This window comes from Nitratireductor aquibiodomus NL21 = JCM 21793, assembly GCF_000615975.1.
In the GTDB taxonomy this organism is placed as follows: domain Bacteria; phylum Pseudomonadota; class Alphaproteobacteria; order Rhizobiales; family Rhizobiaceae; genus Nitratireductor; species Nitratireductor aquibiodomus.
Genome location: NZ_BAMP01000082.1, coordinates 1 through 18,352 on the forward strand (window position 1 = coordinate 1; position 18,352 = coordinate 18,352).

The window sequence follows — 18,352 nt, forward strand, 5'->3', positions numbered from 1 at the left end:
AATGACGTCTTGCCGTGGTCAACGTGACCAATCGTGCCGATGTTCACATGCGGCTTCGTACGCTCAAATTTACCTTTGGCCATGTGAGCTCTCCATTCCTTGTGCCCGTCCGGGCTCTTTCAACTCTCGATAATCCGTAACGAACGCATCTGAGCGGATTACGCGTATTTCTTCTGGATCTCCTGCGCCACCGCGCTGGGGACCGGCTCGTAATGATCGAACTGCATCGTGTACTGGGCGCGGCCCTGCGACATCGAACGCAGTGTATCGACGTATTTGAACATGTTGGCCAGCGGCACCATGGCGTTGATCACCGTAGCGATACCGCGTGCTTCCTGGCCCTGAATCTGGCCACGACGCCCGTTCAGGTCACCAATGATGCTGCCCACATACTCTTCCGGCGTCACAACCTCGACCTTCATGATCGGCTCAAGGAGCTGAGCACCGGCCTTCTGGGCGCCTTCACGGAATGCTGCACGAGCAGCGATTTCGAAGGCGAGAACCGAAGAGTCGACGTCGTGATAGGCACCGTCGATCAGCGTGGCCTTCACGCCGAGCATCGGGAAGCCCGCAACCGGACCGGAGGAAAGAACGCTCTCGATGCCCTTCTGGACGCCGGGAATGTATTCCTTCGGAACCGAACCGCCGACGATCTTGGATTCGAACTCGAATTCCTCGCTCTCGGTGTTCGGCGCAAACACGATCTTGACGCGGGCGAACTGGCCCGAACCACCGGACTGCTTCTTGTGCGTGTAGTCGATTTCGGCTTCGCGGGTGATCGTCTCGCGGTATGCAACCTGCGGAGCGCCCACATTGGCCTCAACCTTGAATTCACGCTTCAGGCGGTCGACGATGATGTCGAGGTGAAGCTCGCCCATGCCGGCGATAATGGTCTGACCGGATTCCTCGTCGGACTTGACGCGGAAGGACGGATCCTCGGCTGCCAGACGATTGAGCGCGAGGCCCATCTTCTCCTGGTCGCCCTTGGTCTTCGGCTCGATAGCGATCTGGATCACCGGATCCGGGAACTCCATGCGCTCGAGAATGACCGGCTTGGTCGGATCGCAAAGCGTGTCGCCCGTCGTGGTCTCCTTGAGGCCGGCCAGGGCGACGATGTCGCCTGCGTAAGCCACTTCGAGATCGGAACGGGAGTTGGAGTGCATCTGCAACATGCGGCCGATGCGCTCGCGCTTGTCCTTCACCGTGTTGGCCAGCGAAGAACCCTTGTTCAGCACACCCGAATAGATGCGACAGAAGGTGAGCGAGCCAACGAACGGATCGTTCATGATCTTGAAGGCCAGCATGGAGACAGGCTCTTCGTCAGACGACTTGCGAGCAATCTCTGCTTCGGTCTTGGGGTCGATGCCCTTGATCGACGGAACGTCCATCGGAGACGGCAGGAAGTCCACAACGGCGTCGAGCAGCGGCTGAACACCCTTGTTCTTGAAGGCGGAGCCGCAGAACATCGGGAAGAACTTGACCTCGATGGTGCCCTTACGGATGAGCTTACGGATCTCGTCATTCGAGGGCATCTCGCCTTCGAGGTAACGCTCCATCGCGCCTTCGTCCATCTCGACGGCAGCCTCGATAAGAGCCTCGCGGTACTCTTCGGCCTTCGCCTGAAGATCAGCGGGGATCTCGACGATGTCCCAGGCAGCGCCAAGGTTCTCGGACTGCCAGACAAGCGCGTTCATCTCGATCAGATCAACAACGCCGGCAAATTCGTTCTCAGCACCGATGGGGAGCTGCATGACGACAGCCTGCGCACCAAGACGGGTCTTGACCATCTCCGCCGAGCGGTAGAAGTCAGCGCCGATCTTGTCCATCTTGTTACAGAAGATCATGCGCGGGACTTTGTACTTGTCCGCCTGGCGCCAGACAGTTTCCGTCTGCGGCTCGACGCCGGCGTTGGCGTCAAGCAGTGCAACCGCACCGTCGAGAACGCGCAGCGAACGCTCCACTTCAATCGTGAAGTCGACGTGTCCGGGCGTGTCAATGATGTTGAAGCGGCGCTTCTTGCCGTCACGGCCTTCCCAGAAGGTGGTCGTGGCAGCAGACGTGATCGTGATCCCGCGCTCCTGCTCCTGCTCCATCCAGTCCATCGTCGCAGCGCCATCATGCACTTCGCCGATCTTGTGGGACTTGCCGGTGTAGAAAAGAATGCGCTCGGTCGTCGTCGTCTTGCCGGCGTCGATATGCGCCATGATACCGAAGTTGCGGTAGTCTTCGAGCTTATATTCGCGGGACATCGTCGTGTACCTCTTCGATCCGTAAGGCTACCAGCGGTAGTGCGAGAACGCGCGGTTGGCCTCAGCCATCTTGTGCGTGTCTTCGCGCTTCTTGACGGCAGTGCCGCGATTGTTGGCTGCATCGAGCAGTTCGCCGGAAAGGCGATCGACCATGGTCGTCTCGTTGCGCTTGCGTGCAGCAGAAATCAGCCAACGGATGGCCAGGGCCTGACGACGCTCGGGACGAACATCAACCGGCACCTGGTAGGTCGCACCACCAACACGGCGGGAACGAACCTCAACGTGCGGAGCAACGTTCTCGAGCGCCTGATGGAACACACCAACAGGCTCCTGCTTCAGCTTGTCCTCCACCTGCTCGAACGCACCGTAAACGATACGTTCCGCAGCGGACTTTTTGCCATCAAGCATGATGGCGTTCATGAACTTCGTTACAACCGTGTCACCGAATTTCGGATCGGGGTTGATCTCTCGCTTTTCTGCGCGATGGCGTCGGGACATGTTTTTCGTCTCTTACCTTCGAAGGCCCGGCTCAAAAACAAAGCGCCGAAGCCGGGAAACCTACTTCGGACGCTTGGCGCCGTATTTGGAACGACGCTGCTTGCGGTTCTTGACACCCTGCGTGTCGAGCACACCACGGATAATGTGGTAGCGCACACCCGGAAGGTCCTTCACGCGGCCGCCGCGGATCATGACCACGGAGTGCTCCTGAAGGTTATGCCCCTCACCCGGGATATAACCGATGACCTCGAAGCCATTGGCAAGGCGGATCTTCGCCACCTTACGCATAGCCGAGTTCGGCTTCTTCGGCGTCGTGGTGTAGACGCGCGTACAAACGCCCCGCTTCTGCGGGTTGGCCTGCATGGCCGGAACCTTATTGCGCTTAACCGGCGCAATGCGCGGCTTGCGGATCAACTGGTTAACGGTAGGCATCAAACCTTCCCTTGTTACAATTCCGTGTCTCAAGCCCGAGGGCCGCTTCAAGAACAGTCTGCGTTAATGCATAAATCCGGGCTGCCAAACCGCTTTAACGGTCTTGCCCGGACATACAGCAGAGGAAGCGCTTCCGCTTCATGCGCCGCAAATTCTGTCGCTCGCAAAAACGAACCCTGTTTGAGACCTGATCCGGGGCGCGTCGCCCCGAAAGAAAAAGCCTCACATCGGCTCGGACGAAGCGGGTATTACTCGCATGTCGGTTAACCGTCAACCCCAACCGCGCAATTATCTGGCGCAAACACCGGCGCCACGGCGGTAGCGAGGCGCAACGACACAATATTGCTCAATCGGGCGGGTTTTCGAAGCGAAACCGCGTCGTTCCCCTGTCATTTTCCAGGGCCGCATGCGAAAAACGGGCCTCGCAATACAGGCATTCGCCGTTTGGTAAGAATCAGGAAAAACGATGAACGAATCGGAAGAACGCGCGGTCACCATCATTACCGGCCGCGTCTGGCGGGAAAAGGGCGAGGAAAGCGAAGGTGTGCACATCATGCTGCTCGCACCCGACGACGACACCGCCGTGCGGCTCGCTCTGGAGGCCCTTGCCCGCGAAGGCTACGCCGAGGCTGAGCTCGATCGAATCGGGGACATGGAGGGGGAGCCGGACGAGGAGCCTCACCTCTCCGCCTGGCAGGGCGCGCTTGAAGGCGAAATCGCGATCGTCACGTTTGACGAACCAATCTAGGTCCTGACCCCACGGCGTTCACAGCCAGAAGGGACCGCCCGGACATCCACACGCATTGGGAAAACGGTAGAGTGCCCCCGAGCGGGGTTTCCGAGAAATGGTCGAATGATGCAGTCTCCGAAGAAGCCCGGCTGTCAGCCGGGCTTCTTCCGCAGGCCACGCACGGCGATCTAGTTTAGCGCCGGTTCCAGCGTGAACACAACAAACTGTGAGAACTGGCCATTGGGATTGAAGTTGTTGTCGGAGGCCATGACGAGAGTTCGTTTGCCGACGACATCCGGTCCCCAGGAGACCGCTTCGATGTTGTCCACGTCGAGCCCGAAATCCCCTTCCCCGATCTTCAGAACATGCGCCTTCCTGACCGGCGTGACATCAAGGTCGGCAATGCTCTCCGCGCCGAGAATGTCGCTCGCACCTGCCGTTTCGACGATATAGAGATTGATCTCGTTTCCAGTCCCCAGTGCAAAGGAACGCTCGACCGCAAGAAACCTGCCGGCTTCGATCTCCAGTATCTCCGTCAGACCGTTATCGTTGTAATAGGGCTCGGTTTCGGATTTCCGGTGAATCGGGCCGGTTTCGTAGACATACTCGGCGACCGGCTCGCCACTTTCCACATTGAAGCCAAGAATGCGCGACGGGCTTCCGGCTTCAAGCGTCGCCTTTGGGCCATCCTGAACGAGCGCATTCTCGGTCGCGACCCAGACGGTCTCTCCATCGACCGAGAGCGTCAGCCCTTCAAACCCCAGATTGTTGCGGATGCCCCGTTCGCCGGCGGCGTCCGGCAGATAGGCTTCAGGGATCGCGAAGCTGCGCTTGAATGCACCGTCCGGTCCAGCCTCGTAGAGCGTCGGATTGCCCGCGGCGTCGCGTTCACTCGACCAGAACACGCTCTGGCGCGAAGCGTCGAAGCGGATAGCTTCGGGATCGATCGTTTTGGGCGCGAACGGCCCGCCGTTCTCCTCCTGCAACACATGGCTGGAGATGATATCGACGCCCTTCACGCCATCTTTCTCGATCGCAAGCTTCAGCCGATAGAACCGCGCCGGCGCTTTCTCCGACCGGTCATCCGAAATCGCATAAAACACCCCCGCCTCTGCATCATAGTCCAGGCCCGATATGCCGCCGAACTCGACGCCCGAGATCATAAGGCCGCTAGGAAGAACGATTTCGCCGAGATAGGCGGGCTTCATCATGGCGTCTGCGAGGGCGAGAGACTGCACCGAAACGGACAATGCCGCAGCGAGGACCAACTTTTTGAACATGAGAACTTCTCCAAAAAACGGGCGGGAATGCGCGCCCCGGAAGCCTCATGATCCAGTCGGATGACAGGCATGCGACCATGACGGTGGACCGCCAAAAGAAAAGCCGGGCGCAGGGCCCGGCTCTTGCATTTTTCTGAGAAGCGGTCTGCCGATTATTCGGCAGCGCTTGTCGTCATGTCGGCGATCATCGGATCGGCCATCTCGGCGCCCGAGCTCTTGCGCCGCTCGTCCAGGATCAGATCGTCGCGCGAGCGCGCGATCCGGCGAACCTGGCTCATGGCGCCACCCGTACCGGCCGGGATGAGACGGCCGACAATGACGTTCTCCTTCAAGCCCTGCAGCGTGTCGATCTTGCCGGCGACAGCCGCCTCGGTCAGCACGCGTGTGGTTTCCTGGAAGGAGGCCGCCGAGATGAAGGACGGTGTCTGCAGCGAAGCCTTGGTGATGCCGAGGAGGACCGGCTGGCCTTCGGCCGGCTTCTTGCCCTCTTCCACCAGACGCTCGTTGATCTCCTCGAACTCGACCGAGTCGACATGGTCGCCCGGAATGTAGGTCGAGTCGCCCTGTGCCGTGATCTCGATCTTCTGCAGCATCTGGCGAACGATCACCTCGATGTGCTTGTCGTTGATCAACACGCCCTGCAAGCGATAGACCTCCTGGATTTCGTTGACCAGGTAGGAAGCCAGAGCCTCCACGCCCTTGATCGCCAGGATGTCGTGCGGCGCCGGGTTACCGTCGAGAATGAAGTCGCCTTTCTCGATCTGGTCTCCGTCCTGAAGATGGAACGGCTTGCCCTTGGGAATGAGATACTCCGCGGGCTCCAGCGTCGAGTCATGCGGCTCGATGACGATGCGGCGCTTGTTCTTGTAGTCGCGGCCGAAGCGGATCGTGCCATCGATCTCGGCGATGATGGCGTGATCTTTCGGACGACGGGCCTCGAAAAGTTCCGCAACGCGCGGCAGACCACCGGTGATGTCCTTGGTGCGGGCACTCTCGGTCGGGATACGGGCAATCACGTCGCCCGGCTTGACCTTGGAGCCCGGCTCCACGGAAAGAACCGTCTCCACCGACAGCAGGAAGCGCGCATCGCCACCACGGGCGAGCTTTGCCACCTTGCCCTTGGCATCGAGCACCGTCAGCGCCGGCTTCAGGTCGGTTCCGCGCGGCGTCGACCGCCAGTCGATGACCTCACGCTTGGTGATGCCGGTGGATTCGTCCGCCGTTTCCTGAACCGACACACCGTCGACCAGGTCCTCGAAGGCAACGGTGCCTTCCACCTCGGTCAGCATCGGGCGCGTATAGGGATCCCACTCGGAGATGCGCTGGCCGCGCTTCACCTTGTCGCCCTCGTCAATGAACAGACGCGAGCCATAGGTGAGACGGTGGCTTGCGCGCTCCTCGCCGTTCTCGTCCAGGATCAGAACCGCCATGTTGCGGCCCATCACCACGAGATCGCCTTCGGAATTGCGCACCACATTGCGGTTGCGGACCTTGACCGTGCCTTCGAAGGAAGCTTCGAGGAACGACTGATCGACCACCTGCGCCGTACCGCCCATGTGGAAGGTACGCATGGTGAGCTGGGTACCCGGTTCACCGATCGACTGGGCGGCGATGACACCAACGGCCTCGCCGATATTGACCGGCGTACCACGCGCAAGGTCACGACCGTAACAGATCGCGCAGACACCGCTGCGGACTTCACAGGTCAGCGCCGAACGGATGCGGACAGACTGGATGCCTGCCTTTTCAATGGCTTCGACATCGCGCTCGTCAATCAGACGCCCGGCCGAAACGATGACCTCGTCGGTTGCGGGGTTGATGATGTCATCAAGCGCGGTGCGCCCCAGCACACGCTGACCGATGGAAGCAACCACCTGACCGGCGTCGACGATCGGCTGCATGGTCAGGCCCTTGTCGGTGCCGCAATCGGGCACGGTGACAATGCAGTCCTGAGCCACGTCAACCAGACGGCGGGTGAGATAACCCGAATTCGCCGTCTTCAGAGCCGTGTCGGCCAGACCCTTACGGGCACCGTGGGTGGAGTTGAAGTACTCCATCACGGTCAGGCCTTCCTTGAAGTTCGAGATGATCGGCGTCTCGATGATGGAGCCATCCGGACGGGCCATCAGGCCGCGCATGCCGGCAAGCTGACGCATCTGCGCCGGCGAGCCACGTGCACCGGAATGCGACATCATGTAGACCGAGTTCATCGGCTTCTGACGACCGTCTTCGTTAAACTCGACCGCCTTGATGCGCTTCATCATCTCATCGGCGACCTTTTCCGAGCACTTGGCCCAGGCGTCGACGACTTTGTTGTACTTCTCGCCCTGCGTGATCAGGCCGTCATTGTACTGCTGCTCGTATTCCTTGGCGAGCGCTTCGGTCTCGGCCACCAGGTTTTCCTTGGTGTCCGGAATAACCATGTCGTCCTTGCCGAAGGAAATGCCGGCGCGGCAGGCATGGCCGAAGCCGAGCTGCATGACGCGGTCACAGAAGATAACCGTCTCTTTCTGACCGCAGTGACGGTAGACCGTATCGATCATCTTGGAGATGTTCTTCTTGGTCAGTTCCTGGTTGCAGATGTCGAAGGGCACATTGTGGTTCTTCGGCAGGAGCTCGCCAACGATCATACGGCCAGGCGTCGTCTCGTGGATCTGCGAAACGAGATTGCCTTCCGCATCGACCGTCTTGAAACGGCCCTTGATCTTGGTGTGCAGCGTGACGACCTTGTTCTCCAGCGCATGGTGCAGCTCGCCCATATCGGCAAAGACCATGCCCTCGCCCGGCTCGTTCTGGTTCATGATGGACAGGTAGTAGAGTCCGAGAACCATGTCCTGCGACGGCACGATGATCGGTGCGCCGGAGGCCGGGTGCAGGATGTTGTTGGTCGACATCATCAGGACGCGCGCTTCGAGCTGGGCTTCCAGCGAAAGCGGCACGTGAACGGCCATCTGGTCACCGTCGAAGTCGGCATTAAACGCCGTACAGACCAGCGGGTGAAGCTGGATCGCCTTGCCTTCGATCAGCACCGGCTCGAACGCCTGGATGCCCAGACGGTGCAGCGTCGGCGCGCGGTTCAGAAGAACCGGATGCTCGCGGATAACCTCGTCCAGGATATCCCAGACTTCCGGCTTTTCCTTCTCGACCAGCTTCTTTGCCTGCTTGACGGTGGACGAATAGCCCTTCGCGTCGAGACGCGCGTAGATGAACGGCTTGAACAGCTCGAGCGCCATCTTCTTCGGCAGACCGCACTGGTGCAGCTTGAGCTCGGGACCGGTCACGATCACCGAACGGCCCGAATAGTCGACGCGCTTGCCGAGCAGGTTCTGGCGGAAGCGGCCCTGCTTGCCCTTCAGCATGTCAGAGAGCGACTTCAGCGGACGCTTGTTGGCACCGGTGATGACACGGCCGCGGCGGCCATTGTCGAACAGCGCGTCAACGGCCTCCTGAAGCATGCGCTTCTCGTTGCGGATAATGATGCCCGGTGCGCGCAGCTCGATGAGGCGCTTCAGACGGTTGTTGCGGTTGATCACACGGCGGTAAAGGTCGTTGAGATCGGACGTCGCAAAGCGACCGCCATCCAGCGGAACCAGCGGGCGCAGGTCCGGCGGGATGACCGGCACGATCTTCATGATCATCCACTCGGGACGGTTGCCCGACTCGAGGAAGTTCTCAACCACCTTGAGGCGCTTCAGAAGCTTCTTCTGCTTCAGCTCCGACGTGGTGGATGCCAGCTCCGAACGCAGATCACCCGCAATCGTGTCGAGGTCCATCGATTCCAGCAGGTGATGGATCGCCTCGGCGCCGATCATGGCGGTGAACTGGTCTTCGCCATACTCGTCGACCGCGATCAGATACTCTTCTTCGGAGAGAAGCTGGTTCTCCTTGAGCGCCGTCAGGCCGGGCTCGGTCACGATGTAATTCTCGAAGTAGAGAACCCGCTCGATATCCTTCAGGGTCATATCGAGCAGCGTGCCGATGCGCGACGGCAGTGACTTCAGGAACCAGATATGCGCGACAGGTGCGGCCAGTTCGATGTGGCCCATGCGCTCGCGACGCACCCGCGACAGCGTGACTTCAACGCCGCACTTCTCGCAGATGACGCCCTTGTACTTCATGCGCTTGTACTTGCCGCACAGGCACTCATAGTCCTTGATCGGACCGAAGATGCGTGCGCAGAAGAGACCGTCACGCTCGGGCTTGAACGTACGATAGTTGATGGTCTCGGGCTTTTTGATCTCGCCATACGACCAGGACAGGATCTTCTCGGGGCTGGCCAGAGAAATCCTGATCGAGTCGAAAGTCTGTGCCGGCGCCTGAGGGTTGAAAAGATTCATGACCTCTTGGTTCATGCCGATCTCCTTTTCGGGACGCCTTGTCCCTTTTAAACTTCGGTGAAGACTGCCGCCGCGTGTCCCACCGGTTCAAATGCTTGGCCGCTATGCTGCCTTGCGAACGACGATGCGTGCCGCAGGTTTTTCCTGCGACACGCGATAACGCTTATTCCGCAGCGTCGGGCAGCTGCTCGGCCTCGGCCGCGTCAATGCGGGAGTTTTCCAGCTCCACATTGAGGCCGAGAGAACGCATTTCCTTGACGAGAACGTTGAAGCTCTCCGGAATGCCCGCCTCGAACGTGTCGTCGCCGCGCACGATGGCTTCGTAGACCTTGGTACGGCCTGCCACGTCGTCCGACTTCACGGTCAGCATTTCCTGCAGCGTGTAGGCCGCACCGTAAGCTTCCAGCGCCCAGACCTCCATCTCACCGAAGCGCTGGCCACCGAACTGCGCCTTACCACCCAGCGGCTGCTGGGTAACGAGCGAGTACGGCCGATCGAACGGGCGTGGATCTTGTCGTCCACAAGGTGGTGCAGCTTCAGCATGTAGATGTAGCCGACGGTCACCTGACGGTCGAACGGCTCACCCGTACGCCCATCGTAAAGCGTAACCTGACCGCTGGTCTGCATGCCTGCCTGCGCCAGCATGTCATTGACGTCCGCCTCATGTGCGCCGTCGAAGACCGGCGTGGCGATGGACACGCCGCGACGCATCTGCTCACCCACCGCACGACGCTTTCATCGTCATACTGGCGAACCGGCTCGTTGCGGTCGTTCTCGGGAATGACCGCCTCGATCGTCTGGCGCAGCGGCTTGATGTCGCCACTTTCCTTGTAGCTGTCGATCAGCTCGCCGATCTGCTGGCCCATGCCCGCACAGGCCCAGCCCAGATGCGTTTCCAGAATCTGGCCGACATTCATGCGGCTCGGCACACCCAGAGGGTTGAGCACGATGTCCACATGCTGGCCATCCTCCAGGAACGGCATGTCTTCGACCGGAACGATGCGCGACACGACACCCTTGTTGCCGTGACGGCCGGCCATCTTATCGCCGGGCTGCATCTTGCGCTTAACGGCGACGAAGACCTTGACCATCTTCATGACGCCGGGCGGCATCTCGTCGCCGCGCTGCACCTTCTCGACCTTGTCCATGAAGCGCTGCTCAAGCGCCTTCTTGGACTCGTCGTACTGGGCACGCAGCGCTTCGAGCGCTTCCTGCTGCTGCTCGTCCTCGACGGCAAACTGCCACCACTGCGAGCGGGGATACTCGTCGAGAACCTCCGCGGAAAGCGCGCCGCCCTTCTTGAAGCCCTTCGGGCCGGCAATCGCCTGCTTGCCGTCCAGCATGTCGGCCAGACGCGCATAGACGTTGCGGTCGAGGATCGACTGCTCGTCATCACGGTCCTTTGCGAGACGCTCGATTTCCTCGCGCTCGATCGCCATGGCGCGCTCGTCCTTCTCAACGCCGTGGCGGTTGAAGACGCGCACTTCCACGACCGTGCCATACGTGCCAGGCGGCATGCGCATGGAGGTGTCACGAACGTCCGAAGCCTTCTCACCGAAGATGGCGCGCAGAAGCTTTTCTTCCGGCGTCATCGGGCTTTCGCCCTTCGGTGTGATCTTGCCGACCAGGATATCGCCCGGCTGAACTTCAGCGCCGATATAGGTGATGCCGGCTTCGTCGAGGTTCTTCAGCGCTTCTTCCGAAACGTTAGGAATGTCGCGCGTGATTTCTTCCGGTCCAAGCTTCGTGTCACGCGCCATCACCTCGAATTCCTCGATGTGAATGGAGGTGAAGACGTCATCGCGAACGATGCGCTCGGACAAAAGGATGGAGTCCTCGTAGTTGTAGCCGTTCCACGGCATGAACGCGACGAGCACGTTGCGGCCAAGCGCCAGATCACCAAGATCCGTGGACGGACCATCGGCGATGATGTCGCCCTTGTTGATCAGATCGCCCACGCGCACCAGCGGACGCTGGTTGACGCAGGTGTTCTGGTTCGAACGCTGGAACTTCATCAGACGGTAGATATCGACGCCAGAACGCGACGCGTCGACGTCTTCCGTTGCACGGATAACGATACGCGTTGCGTCCACCTGGTCGACCACACCGGTCCGGCGTGCTGCGATCGCAGCGCCGGAATCGCGTGCCACGATCGGCTCCATGCCGGTGCCGACAAACGGCGCTTCAGCCCGCACCAGCGGCACGGCCTGACGCTGCATGTTCGAGCCCATCAGTGCGCGGTTGGCGTCATCGTTCTCGAGGAACGGAATGAGCGCGGCCGCGACCGAAACGAGCTGCTTCGGCGACACGTCCATCAGGTCGACATTCTCACGCGGCGCCATCATCACCTCGCCGGCGTGGCGGCAGATGACGAACTCGTCCGTGAAGCTGCCGTCTTCGCCAATGGAGCATTGGCCTGGGCGACATAGTGCTTGGCTTCTTCCATGGCCGACAGATAGACGACGTCCTGCGTGACCTTGCCATCGACGATCTTGCGGTACGGGCTTTCGATGAAGCCGTACTTGTTCACGCGGGCAAAGGTAGCCAGCGAGTTGATCAGACCGATATTCGGGCCTTCCGGCGTCTCAATCGGGCAGATGCGGCCATAGTGGGTCGGGTGCACGTCGCGCACTTCGAAGCCCGCACGCTCACGTGTCAGACCGCCCGGTCCAAGCGCCGAAAGGCGACGCTTGTGGGTGATCTCGGAGAGCGGGTTGGTCTGATCCATGAACTGCGAGAGCTGCGAGGAACCGAAGAACTCGCGCACGGCGGCGGCCGCCGGCTTCGCGTTGATCAGGTCCTGCGGCATGACCGTGTCGATCTCGATCGAGGACATACGCTCCTTGATCGCGCGCTCCATGCGCAGAAGACCGACGCGGTACTGGTTTTCCATCAGCTCGCCGACGGAACGCACACGGCGGTTGCCGAGATTGTCGATGTCGTCAATCTCGCCCTTGCCGTCGCGCAGCTCGACCAGTGTCTTGACCACGGCAACGATGTCTTCCTTGCGCAGAACGCGCACGGTGTCTTCCGCATCGAGCTCAAGCCGCATGTTCATCTTCACGCGACCGACGGCCGAAAGGTCGTAGCGCTCGGCATCAAAGAACAGCGAATGGAACATCGCCTCCGCCGTCTCAAGCGTGGGAGGCTCGCCCGGGCGCATGACACGGTAGATGTCAAACAGCGCGTCCTGGCGCGACTCGTTCTTGTCGGCAGCCAGCGTGTTGCGGATGTAGCCACCCACATTGACGTGGTCGATGTCGAGGAAATGCACCTCGGTCGCACCCGTCTCGAGCAGGACTTTCAGCGTCTTCTCGTCGATCTCGTCACCGGCCTCGAGGAAGATCTCGCCCGTCTCGGGATTGACGATGTCTTCTGCAAGGTAATTGCCCAAGAGATCGTCTTCCGTGGCGCGGATCGCTTTCAGGCCCTTTTCAGCAAGCTGCTTTGCCTGACGCGCGGTGATCTTCTTGCCCGTCTCGACGACAACTTCCCCGCTGTCAGCATCGATCAGGTCCGTAGTTGCCTTCAGACCCTTAAAGCGCTCGACCGTGTAAGGCACGCGCCAGTTTTCACCGTCGCGCACATAGGTGAGCTGATCGTAGAAGGTTGACAGGATCTCTTCAGCATCCATGCCGAGCGCCATCAGAAGCGACGTCGCCGGCAACTTGCGGCGGCGGTCGATGCGCGCATGCACGATGTCCTTGGCGTCGAACTCGATGTCGAGCCAGGAACCGCGATAAGGGATGACGCGGGCGGCAAACAGAAGCTTGCCCGAAGAATGCGACTTGCCCTTGTCGTGATCGAAGAACACGCCGGGAGAGCGGTGCATCTGCGAAACGATGACGCGCTCGGTGCCGTTGACGATGAAGGTGCCGTTGGACGTCATGAGCGGCATGTCGCCCATATAGACGTCCTGCTCCTTGATGTCCTTGATCGACTTGGCGCCGGTATCCTCATCGACATCAAAGACGATCAGGCGCAGCGTCACCTTAAGCGGCGCAGCGAAGGTCAGATCGCGCTGCCGGCACTCGTCGACATCGAATTTCGGATCCTCGAACTCGTACTTCACGAATTCGAGCATTGCCGTTCCGGCGAAGTCCGAAATCGGGAACACCGATTTGAACACCGCCTGCAGCCCCTCGTCAGGACGCCCGCCCTGGGGCTCCTCGACCATCAGGAACTGGTCATAGGATGCCTTCTGAACCTCGATAAGGTTCGGCATCTCCGCAACTTCCGGAATCTTTCCGAAGAACTTGCGTACCCGCCTGCGACCATTAAACGTTTGGGTCTCGGCCATCGTCGCTCCTTGCCCTGCCTGGCTTGCATGCACCACGTGAACCGCCATCCCGGCGGTCAATCCAAACGGATAAAAACCCGTTTCCTGAAAGCCGCTCGCGGCTCACAGGAAAGAGGTTTCGGTTCGTTATTCAGTGTTCCGGTCCGCGCAGATCGAAAACCCGCGCGGACCGGACGCTGAATTACTTCAGCTCAACTTTAGCGCCAGCGCCTTCGAGCTGGGCTTTGATCTTCTCGGCTTCGTCCTTCGAGACGCCTTCCTTGATCGGCTTCGGAGCGGACTCAACGAGATCCTTGGCTTCCTTCAGGCCGAGACCCGTGATGCCGCGGACTTCCTTGATGACGTTGATCTTCTGGGCGCCTGCATCGGCGAGAACGACGTCGAATTCGGTCTTCTCTTCAGCAGCTTCGCCACCGGCAGCACCGCCTGCAGCAGCGGCAACAGCCACCGGAGCAGCAGCGGAGACGCCCCACTTCTCTTCAAGCATCTTGGAGAGCTCGGCCGCCTCGAGGACGGTCAGGCTCGACAGGTCTTCAACGATCTTAGCAAGATCAGCCATTGTACATTTCCTTTTGTGTTCGAACTGTGTTGTTGGTCTTGAGGACCGGCATCACGCCGCCTCGTCCTTCTTGGAATAGGCGCCAAAGACGCGCGCGAGCTGACCCGCGGGCGCGTTGACAACCTGTGCGATCCGGGTAGCCGGCGTCGAAATCATGCCGACCAGCTTCGCTCTCAGCTCGTCCAGCGACGGCAGCGAGGCAAGTGCCTTCACACCGTTGGCGTCGAGCGCGGTCTCACCCATGGCACCGCCGAGAATGACAAGCCTGTCATTGCCCTTGGCGAAGTCATTGGCGACCCTGGGAGCGACAACCGGATCGTCCGAATAGGCAATCAGGGTCTGGCCTTCGAAAAGGGCCTGAATGCTTTCGGACGGGGTTCCCTGAAGGGCGATTTTGGCGAGACGGTTTTTCGCAACCTTGACTGTGCCACCTGCACCGCGCATCTTCGAACGAAGATCGTTCATCTGTGCGACGGTCAGACCGGCATAGTGGGCCACGACGACCGAACCGGTGTTGCTGAACACCTGATTCAGATCCGCGACGAATTCGCGTTTTTCCGCTCTGTCCACTGCCTTCTCCATTTGACGGAAAGTCCCGAAAGACATATCCGCCGGTTTGCCTTTTGCCGCAGGGCATCCGCAAACTCGGATCACCCAAGCGACGCTCGAGGATCCTGTCCCCTTTCGCCAACCGGAATTCCGGCATCGGACAAAAGGCCAACACGGTTCGAACCTTCAAACGGGGCATGCCCCGGTCTCCGGTCCCACCCGTCTCATGCAGACCCCCGAAAAGGGATTAAGGCGAACCGCCTGCAATCTCGGACAGGATGTTCCGGAAGTTTCCTTCCGGTTTCCAGATCTTGCGATCTGGAAAGTCTTGGGGAAGGCGCCTAAGCGCCCTCCCCGAAATTCATCAGCCTTCGGCCGAGAGGCTGCCCACGTCGATGCGCAGGCCCGGGCCCATGGTCGAGGTGATTGCCACCTTCTTCACATAGTTGCCCTTTGCGCCTGCCGGCTTCGCCTTGATCACCGCATCAGTGAAGGCGCGCACGTTCTCGGCAATGGCCTTGGCATCGAAGGAAGCCTTGCCAACGCTGCATGCACGATACCGGCTTTCTCGACGCGGAATTCGACGGCGCCACCCTTGGAAGCCTTGACCGCAGCGGTCACGTCAGCGGTAACCGTTCCGACCTTCGGGTTCGGCATCAGGCCACGCGGGCCGAGCACCTTGCCCAGACGGCCGACCAGCGGCATCATGTCCGGCGTCGCAATGCAGCGATCGAACTCGATCTCGCCCTTCTGAACGACCTCAACGAGATCCTCGGCACCAACGATGTCGGCACCGGCTGCCTTGGCTTCGTCCGCCTTGTCACCCTTGGCGAAGACAGCAACGCGAACCGTACGGCCCGTGCCGTTCGGCAGGTTCACAACGCCACGAACCATCTGGTCCGCGTGGCGCGGATCAACGCCGAGGTTCATCGCCACTTCGATGGTCTCGTCAAACTTTGCGGTCGCACGGTCCTTCAGGAGCGCAACGGCCTCGTCGAGAGCGTATTCCTTGTCGCGATCAATGCCTTCACGGGCCTTCGCAACGCGTTTGGAAAGTTTCGTCGCCATATCGTCAGCCCTCCACTTCCAGGCCCATGGACCGCGCAGAACCCTCGACCATGCGCATGGCTGCGTCGACGTCGGTCGCGTTCAGGTCCTTCATCTTGGCTTCGGCGATCTCGCGCACCTTGTCACGAGAAATCTTGCCTGCAACCACCTTGCCGGGCTCCTTGGAGCCGGACTTCAGGTTGATCGCCTTCTTGAGGAAGTAGCTCACCGGCGGAGTCTTCATCGTGAAGGTGAAGGACTTGTCCTGATAGTAGGTCACAACGACCGGAATCGGCGAACCCTTCTCCATCTCCTGGGTCTGCGCATTGAATGCCTTGCAGAACTCCATGATGTTGATGCCGCGCTGACCAAGCGCAGGACCGATCGGGGGCGACGGTGTCGCCGAACCCGCGGGAACCTGAAGCTTGAGCAGGCCTGCAACTTTCTTAGCCATATCTCATCTGCCTTGTCGTTCACGCCGGCCACCTCGGGAAGGACGGGCCGGCACTGCAGTTTGGTGGTCCGGAAATCAGCAGCCGGCTAAGCCGCCCTTCCCTTCCACCGACGAAGCCCCTTGAGGGGCAACACGGTCAGCCCTTTTCGACCTGACCGAATTCCAGATCGACGGGCACGGCCCGTCCAAAAATCGAAACCTCGACCTTGAGCCGCGAGCGCTCCTCGTCCACTTCCTGAACGGAGCCGTTAAACGAGGCGAACGGGCCGTCGGCCACGCGCACCTGCTCGCCGATCTCGAATGTGACCGAAGGCTTGGGACGCTCCACGCCCTCCTGAACCTGGGTCAGGATACGCTCGGCCTCCGCTCGGTGATCGGCACCGGCTTGGAGTCACCAAGAAAACCGGTCACTTTCGGCGTATTCTTGATCATCGAGAAGACGGCATCGGTGAGTTGCGCCTTGACGAGAACGTAACCGGGGAAGAACTTGCGCTCGGCATCAACCTTGCGGCCGCGACGCACTTCCACGACCTTCTCGGTCGGAACAACAACCTGCTCGACCTTGTTGGTCAGCCCCTTCTGGCGCGCCTGCTCCTCAATGGATTCGGCAACCTTCTTCTCAAAATTCGAATAGGCGTGGACGATGTACCAACGCGCAGTCATTTCAATCGCACTCCGTCAATCGTCCAGGATCAGGCGCCAATGCCAAGGATTAGCTCGATGCCGTAGGCCATGAGCTGATCGGCAGCGAAAAAGAAGATCGCCGCCAGCGTAGCGAATGCGATGACCATCACCGTAGAGATCAGTGTCTCACGCCGCGAGGGCCACGTTACTTTCGCGGTTTCGGACCGAACCTGCTGAAGAAACGTGAAAGGATTCGTGGTTTTCGACGCCATATGCCGCTCTTGGTTCTAAAGCCTGGTAAGCCAGGTTATTTATTGTCCCCGATCAGATCGGGAGAGATGCACGAGACCGGCGAGGCCAGCCCCAAGCCCGGAAGAAACCTGAAAAACCGAATCGTTTTCCACATTTCACCCATACGACAAAGGCGCGTAAAGCCGCTTTCCCGGCTCCACGCACCGCGTGTCTGTTTGTCCTACATAGAACCGAACTCCGATTCTTGCAAGCCCCAACGGAATATTGTGGCAACAAGAAGCCTCAAGGCAATCTGGTTCGGTTCATCGATGCAGTGTCCTGGCAGGGGCAGAGGGGCTCGAACCCCCGACCTGCGGTTTTGGAGACCGCCGCTCTACCAACTGAGCTATACCCCTATCGGCGTCCTTATTGCCCAAACGCATTTTCAGTTCAAGAAGTAGTTTGCCCGGATGCTCCGAAAACTTCACTTTTTTCGCTGACTTTTCAGGGCACAGCTTTTGTTGGCTCCCGTACCCGGGGCGTTCTCGAAGATGCAGCGCTTTTCAGGCGGCGTACCGCACTTGCGATGGATGTTCTTGAAACTGACGCACTTCCCATCCGGCGCGCGATATCCGGGACCGCCCTTACAGCCGCACCCTTTGCACGGCGGGCGTTCGGGACAGTTTCGCGCCGCCGATGCCTGCTGCATCCCCGCCATCGCGAAAACGATCAACAGGCCAAGAAGCACTCTCGCCATTGTCCCTCACCCTTCGGGCATAAAAAACGGGGCGCTGTATCCAGCGCCCCGCCTGAAAATCCTAGGTGTCGCAGTCGTCACTTATGACAACGGCTCCTGACTGATCACTCCGTGATCGATGCGACGATGCCGGCACCGCGCCAAAACGCGCTTGCGCCCGTTTTGGCATTATCCGCGTCGGTTGCTTTCGGCAACGCCGCATCGATCACTCAGTGATCGATGCGACGATGCCGGCACCGACGGTGCGGCCGCCTTCACGGATAGCGAAGCGCAGCTTCTCTTCCATGGCGATCGGCACGATCAGT

Annotated in this window: 11 protein-coding genes, 1 tRNA gene and 4 pseudogenes; 1 reads left to right on the top strand and 15 read right to left on the bottom strand. The window is 60.1% G+C overall.

Going from position 1 to position 18,352, the window contains the following annotated elements:
* The 4 genes and pseudogenes from JCM21793_RS26865 to rpsL all read right to left on the bottom strand — a co-directional run.
* Window positions 1-83 (bottom strand): annotated as a pseudogene (locus JCM21793_RS26865) (GTP-binding protein); the annotation flags it as partial.
* 75 nt (window positions 84-158) lie between these two features.
* Window positions 159-2,249: an elongation factor G gene (fusA, locus tag JCM21793_RS18125; protein ID WP_025031266.1), complete on the bottom strand. Its 2,091-nt coding sequence runs from the start codon at window positions 2,247-2,249 to the stop codon at window positions 159-161.
* Between the two features lie 27 nt (window positions 2,250-2,276).
* Entirely contained in the window at window positions 2,277-2,747 is a 471-nt protein-coding gene (gene rpsG, locus JCM21793_RS18130; protein WP_007010617.1) for a 30S ribosomal protein S7, read from the bottom strand.
* Between the two features lie 60 nt (window positions 2,748-2,807).
* Entirely contained in the window at window positions 2,808-3,179 is a 372-nt protein-coding gene (gene rpsL / locus JCM21793_RS18135; protein ID WP_007010616.1) for a 30S ribosomal protein S12, read from the bottom strand.
* A 466-nt stretch (window positions 3,180-3,645) separates the two neighbouring features.
* On the opposite strand from rpsL, the gene JCM21793_RS18140 reads away from it, so the two are divergent.
* A complete protein-coding gene (locus JCM21793_RS18140; protein WP_007010615.1) occupies window positions 3,646-3,927 on the top strand; it encodes a hypothetical protein in 282 nt (93 codons plus the stop codon).
* Window positions 3,928-4,097: 170 nt separating this feature from the next.
* Here JCM21793_RS18140 and JCM21793_RS18145 read toward each other — a convergent pair whose 3' ends face one another.
* The 11 genes and pseudogenes from JCM21793_RS18145 to JCM21793_RS28900 all read right to left on the bottom strand — a co-directional run.
* Complete coding sequence (locus JCM21793_RS18145; RefSeq protein ID WP_025031267.1) at window positions 4,098-5,189, bottom strand: esterase-like activity of phytase family protein; 1,092 nt, start codon at window positions 5,187-5,189, stop codon at window positions 4,098-4,100.
* 152 nt (window positions 5,190-5,341) lie between these two features.
* Window positions 5,342-9,541: a DNA-directed RNA polymerase subunit beta' gene (gene rpoC / locus JCM21793_RS18155; RefSeq protein WP_007010613.1), complete on the bottom strand. Its 4,200-nt coding sequence runs from the start codon at window positions 9,539-9,541 to the stop codon at window positions 5,342-5,344.
* A 148-nt stretch (window positions 9,542-9,689) separates the two neighbouring features.
* Window positions 9,690-13,826 (bottom strand): annotated as a pseudogene (gene rpoB / locus JCM21793_RS26870) (DNA-directed RNA polymerase subunit beta).
* A gap of 181 nt (window positions 13,827-14,007) precedes the next feature.
* Complete coding sequence (gene rplL, locus JCM21793_RS18165) at window positions 14,008-14,385, bottom strand: 50S ribosomal protein L7/L12 (protein ID WP_007010611.1); 378 nt, start codon at window positions 14,383-14,385, stop codon at window positions 14,008-14,010.
* 51 nt (window positions 14,386-14,436) lie between these two features.
* Window positions 14,437-14,955, bottom strand: a complete 519-nt coding sequence (rplJ, locus tag JCM21793_RS18170) for a 50S ribosomal protein L10 (protein ID WP_007010610.1) — start codon at window positions 14,953-14,955, stop codon at window positions 14,437-14,439.
* 343 nt (window positions 14,956-15,298) lie between these two features.
* Window positions 15,299-16,002: pseudogene (gene rplA / locus JCM21793_RS18175) on the bottom strand (50S ribosomal protein L1).
* A gap of 4 nt (window positions 16,003-16,006) precedes the next feature.
* On the bottom strand, window positions 16,007-16,435 hold the full coding sequence (gene rplK, locus JCM21793_RS18180) for a 50S ribosomal protein L11 (protein WP_007010608.1): 429 nt from the start codon (window positions 16,433-16,435) through the stop codon (window positions 16,007-16,009).
* A 136-nt stretch (window positions 16,436-16,571) separates the two neighbouring features.
* A pseudogene (gene nusG / locus JCM21793_RS26875) lies at window positions 16,572-17,098 on the bottom strand (transcription termination/antitermination protein NusG).
* 29 nt (window positions 17,099-17,127) lie between these two features.
* Window positions 17,128-17,331: a preprotein translocase subunit SecE gene (gene secE, locus JCM21793_RS18190; protein WP_007010606.1), complete on the bottom strand. Its 204-nt coding sequence runs from the start codon at window positions 17,329-17,331 to the stop codon at window positions 17,128-17,130.
* A gap of 299 nt (window positions 17,332-17,630) precedes the next feature.
* Window positions 17,631-17,706, bottom strand: a tRNA-Trp gene (locus tag JCM21793_RS18195).
* Window positions 17,707-18,252: 546 nt separating this feature from the next.
* The coding region (locus JCM21793_RS28900; RefSeq protein ID WP_502685580.1) for an EF-Tu C-terminal domain-related protein at window positions 18,253-18,352 on the bottom strand (100 nt) is incomplete at its 5' end.

Bases quoted from the DNA above. Each gene is read 5' to 3' on its own strand.
- secE (WP_007010606.1), bottom strand. From the start codon at position 17,331: ATGGCGTCGAAAACCACGAATCCTTTCACGTTTCTTCAGCAGGTTCGG.
- rplL (WP_007010611.1), bottom strand. From the start codon at position 14,385: ATGGCTGATCTTGCTAAGATCGTTGAAGACCTGTCGAGCCTGACCGTC.
- JCM21793_RS18145 (WP_025031267.1), bottom strand. From the start codon at position 5,189: ATGTTCAAAAAGTTGGTCCTCGCTGCGGCATTGTCCGTTTCGGTGCAG.
- JCM21793_RS18140 (WP_007010615.1), top strand. From the start codon at position 3,646: ATGAACGAATCGGAAGAACGCGCGGTCACCATCATTACCGGCCGCGTC.
- fusA (WP_025031266.1), bottom strand. From the start codon at position 2,249: ATGTCCCGCGAATATAAGCTCGAAGACTACCGCAACTTCGGTATCATG.
- rplK (WP_007010608.1), bottom strand. From the start codon at position 16,435: ATGGCTAAGAAAGTTGCAGGCCTGCTCAAGCTTCAGGTTCCCGCGGGT.
- rpsL (WP_007010616.1), bottom strand. From the start codon at position 3,179: ATGCCTACCGTTAACCAGTTGATCCGCAAGCCGCGCATTGCGCCGGTT.
- rpsG (WP_007010617.1), bottom strand. From the start codon at position 2,747: ATGTCCCGACGCCATCGCGCAGAAAAGCGAGAGATCAACCCCGATCCG.
- rpoC (WP_007010613.1), bottom strand. From the start codon at position 9,541: ATGAACCAAGAGGTCATGAATCTTTTCAACCCTCAGGCGCCGGCACAG.